General features: G+C 66.7%; 3 protein-coding genes and 1 pseudogene. All 4 read left to right on the top strand.

What is annotated here, in order from left to right:
* Positions 1–217 (top strand): annotated as a pseudogene (locus EA346_RS08820) (ribonucleoside-diphosphate reductase, adenosylcobalamin-dependent); the annotation flags it as partial.
* Between the two features lie 15 nt (positions 218–232).
* Positions 233–946, top strand: a complete 714-nt coding sequence (locus EA346_RS08815; protein ID WP_296757670.1) for an NrdJb — start codon at positions 233–235, stop codon at positions 944–946.
* An 86-nt stretch (positions 947–1,032) separates the two neighbouring features.
* Entirely contained in the window at positions 1,033–1,659 is a 627-nt protein-coding gene (locus EA346_RS08810; protein WP_296757666.1) for a hypothetical protein, read from the top strand.
* A gap of 113 nt (positions 1,660–1,772) precedes the next feature.
* Positions 1,773–3,781: TonB-dependent receptor (locus EA346_RS08805; protein ID WP_296757663.1), on the top strand; the 2,009-nt coding region annotated here is incomplete at its 3' end.

The following is a 3,781-nucleotide window of genomic DNA, read 5'->3' as shown; positions in this document are numbered from 1 at the left end:
CCTGAAGGGCTGCACCACCTTCCGGTTCAACCCGGAGGCCTTCCAGGGCGTGCTGGTCAAGGAAAAGGATCTGGCCGGCACGACCTACCGTTTCGCCCTGGAGGACGGCACCGTGATCGAGGCCAAGGGCAACGAGGAAGTCGAATACGACGGCGAGACCCACACGGCCGCCAACCTCTACGATGCCCTGAAGGAAGGGTATTACGGCAAGTTCTGAGCGCGGAGCGAGATCATGACCATCCAGATTGAAAAGAAGATCATCGGTTTCGAGGTCGCCCGCGACGACAAGCCGGTGGCGGAAGCTGCAGCCGGTGGCGAACGGGCCGTGGAGGATCCGGCCAGCAAGGTCATCCACATGCACGAGAAGCTCGAGCGGCCCGAGATGCTCATGGGGTCCACCTACAAGATCAAGACGCCGCTGTCCGAGCATGCGCTGTACGTGACCATCAACGACGTGGTGCTGAATCCCGGCACCGAACACGAGCTGCGCCGACCCTTCGAGATCTTCATCAACTCGAAGAACATGGATCACTTCCAGTGGATCGTGGCGCTGACGCGGATCATCTCGGCGGTTTTCCGCAAGGGAGGCGACGTGACTTTCCTGGTCGAGGAGCTGCGTTCGGTGTTCGACCCGCGCGGCGGCTACTTCAAGAAGGGCGGCAAGTACATGCCCTCGCTGGTTGCCGAGATCGGCGACGCGATCGAGGGTCACATGCGCATGATCGGCCTGATCAAGGACGATGGACTGGACGAGCACCAGCGCAGGCACATCGAGGAAAAGCGTACCCAGTTCGAGGCCAGCCGCAACCTGGCCAGGACCGAGACCGACCCCGGTGACGCCTTTCCGCCCGGCGCCCTGCTGTGTGGCAAGTGCAACACCAGGGCCGTGGTGTCCATGGACAATTGCCTGACCTGCCTGAATTGCGGCGAGAGCAAATGCGGGTAGGCATGGCCCACTAGCCGGGAAGCCCACCCCGGCGTACGGTAGTCGTGTAGGCCGATGGCCCCCATCCACCTTGGAGCGAGCCCGCCATGGACCAGACCCGCGTGAGTCAAAGCGACACCTCGGCAGCCATCGCGGACCTGGCCCGCATCGCCCTGTCCGGCGAGCGCAGGCTGCAGCGGCTGGAACGCCTTTTCCGCTGGACCGCGGCGCTGTTCCTGCTGACCCTGGCCCTGGCGCTGTATGCCCTGTCGCAGGCATTCGGCGCGGCCGGCGCGCAGGCCCAGACGGGTTGGCCGCACGCCGCGCCGGACCCGATTCCCGAGGAGCTGGAGAAGGCAGAGGCCGTCAGGGACGGGCCGGAAGGCGATTTTCGTGCCCGGATCGAGGAGCTGCGGGGGCGGGTGGCCGAAGCCGAGGCCGAGACCCTGGATTCCGGGCATGCGCTGGCGGTGATCCTGCACGACATGAAGGACGTGTTGCATGAGACCCGGCAGATGCTGGCGGTGATGCCGCAGATGGCGGAAGACATGCGCGATATGCGGGGCGACATGGAACGGATTGCGAGCACCATGGACTCGATGGACGACAAGATGACCGGGGTTCCGGTCATGGCCGAGGAGATGCGCCGTCTGAACATCAACATCGACATCATGACCACCTCCATCGATTCCACCATGGGGCGGATGGGGCGGATGATGCCCTACATGTGGTGAGGGGCCGGACACGCCGCCTTCTGCTGCCCGGCACGCGCTGCCGGGCGCCTCTCCCGCGCCGGAACGCCGCGGTCTACCACTCTGCGCTCGCCGGCCTCCTGCTGTCCTCTGTCTTGGCCGCGGCACCGGTTCTCGCACAGGAGGTGCTGGAGCCGATCACGGTCACGGTCACCGCGCCGCGCCTGGCCATGCCCCTCAGCGACCTTCCCGCCGCAGTCGACGTGGTGGATGCCGACGACGCAACCCAGGGACGGCAGGGTCTGCAGATGGACGAGGCGCTGAACCGGATCCCGGGGGTGTTCGCGCAGAACCGCTACAACTTTGCCCAGGATGTGCGCCTTTCCATCCGCGGCTTCGGCGCCCGTGCCCCGTTCGGCATCCGCGGACTGCGCATCCTCCAGGACGGGATCCCCGAGACCACGCCCGACGGCCAGTCGCAGGTGGACGCGATCGATCTGCTCAACGCACGTTCGATCGAGGTACTGCGCGGTCCGAACGCGGCCCTGTACGGGAATGCCACCGGAGGCGTGGTGGCCATTTCGACCCGCGACGGCAGCGACCCGCGCGGCCACGGGGGCGGCGCGCTGCTCGGCAGCAACGGCTTCCAGCGCCTCGAAGCCACCAGCGAAGCCCGGCTCGCTTCAGGCTCCTATTCGCTGACCTTTCACGATCTCCGTTTTGACGGCTACCGGGACCAGTCGCGCGCAGAAAAGCAGTTGCTGCGCCTCCACGCCGCGCAGGCGTTCGACTCGGGCGACCTGAACCTCCACCTGCGCTACCTGGACGCCCCGCTGACCGAGGATCCGGGTGCGCTCACGCGTGCCGAGCTCGACGCCGATCGCCGTGCCGCGGCTCCGCTGGCGCAGCGGCTGGACAGCCGACAGTCTGCGGAACAGCTGACGCTGGGTGCGCAGTGGCGTCAGCCGGTCGGTGAGGGCCAGCTCCGGCTTGGTGCCTTCAGGACCCACCGCGACTACGCCCAGCAGCTCCCGTTCTTCGGCAGCAGCCAGGTAGCCTATGAGCGCGACTTCCATGGCGTGAATCTCGGTTACGAGCGGGACCTCGGCCCGACCCGGGCGCTGTTCGGTCTGGACCTGGAACGCCAGCGCGACGACCGGACCCGAAACTGCATCAACGCGGCCCTGGAGGCGTCGTGTAACCCGCCGGGTGAGCCGGTGGCAGGGCCACTGGCACTCGATCAGCGAGAGCGAGCGCGCACCCGCGGTGTCTTCGTGCAGACCGACACGCTGCTCGGGGACGACTGGAACCTCGCCCTCGGCGTGCGCCATGACCGGATCCGTTTCGACATCGACGACCGCCTCCGGGCCGGGGGCGAGGACCTGTCCGGCCGGCGTGTTTTCGACGAGACGAGTGCGAGCGGCGGCCTGATCTGGCATTGGTGGCCCGGTCAGCAGGCCTTCGTCAATGCGGCCACGGCGTTCGAGACCCCCACCTTCACCGAGTTTGCCAATCCCGCAGGCACGGGTGGTTTCAACCCCGACGTGGAGTCGCAGCGCGCCCGTAGCATGGAATTGGGTGTGCGCGGTGAGGCGGGCATCGTGAGCTACGACGTGACCGCCTATGCAGCCCGGGTGCGCGACGAACTGGTGCCGTTCCAGCTCGAGGAGGGAGGGCGAAACTTCTACCGCAACGCCGGCCGCACCGCCCGCGAGGGGTTGGAGATCGGGCTGGACCTGCGGCCGAATCCGCAATGGAACCTGCGTGCGGCCGCGAGCCTGAATGATTTTCGCTACCGTGAGTTCGTCGTGGACGACGAGCGCCTGGACGGCAACCGTCTACCCGGCCTGCCCCGGAAGCAGCTGTTTCTAGAGGCGGCCTGGCGTGACGGCCGACGGTTCGCGGTTGCCGACCTGCTCTATACAGGCGACCGTTTCGCCGATGATGCGAATACCGTTCGGGAGGGTTCCCAGACCCTGTTGAATGCCCGTATCGGCAGGCATTGGAGCCAGGGTCGGCTGCATGCGGAGGGCTTCGTCGCTGTGAACAACCTGCTCGATACCGACGCCATCGACAACCTCCGCATCAACGCCAACTTCGGGCGCTATTTCGAACCCGCGCCGGGCCGCAACTTCCTCGTGGGCCTTCGCCTCTACCACCGGCC

It is taken from the genome of Thioalkalivibrio sp. (assembly GCF_007692535.1).
Lineage (GTDB): Bacteria > Pseudomonadota > Gammaproteobacteria > Ectothiorhodospirales > Ectothiorhodospiraceae > Thioalkalivibrio.
Note: the sequence above shows the minus strand (reverse complement) of the source record. Positions and strands in the feature narration are given on the sequence as shown.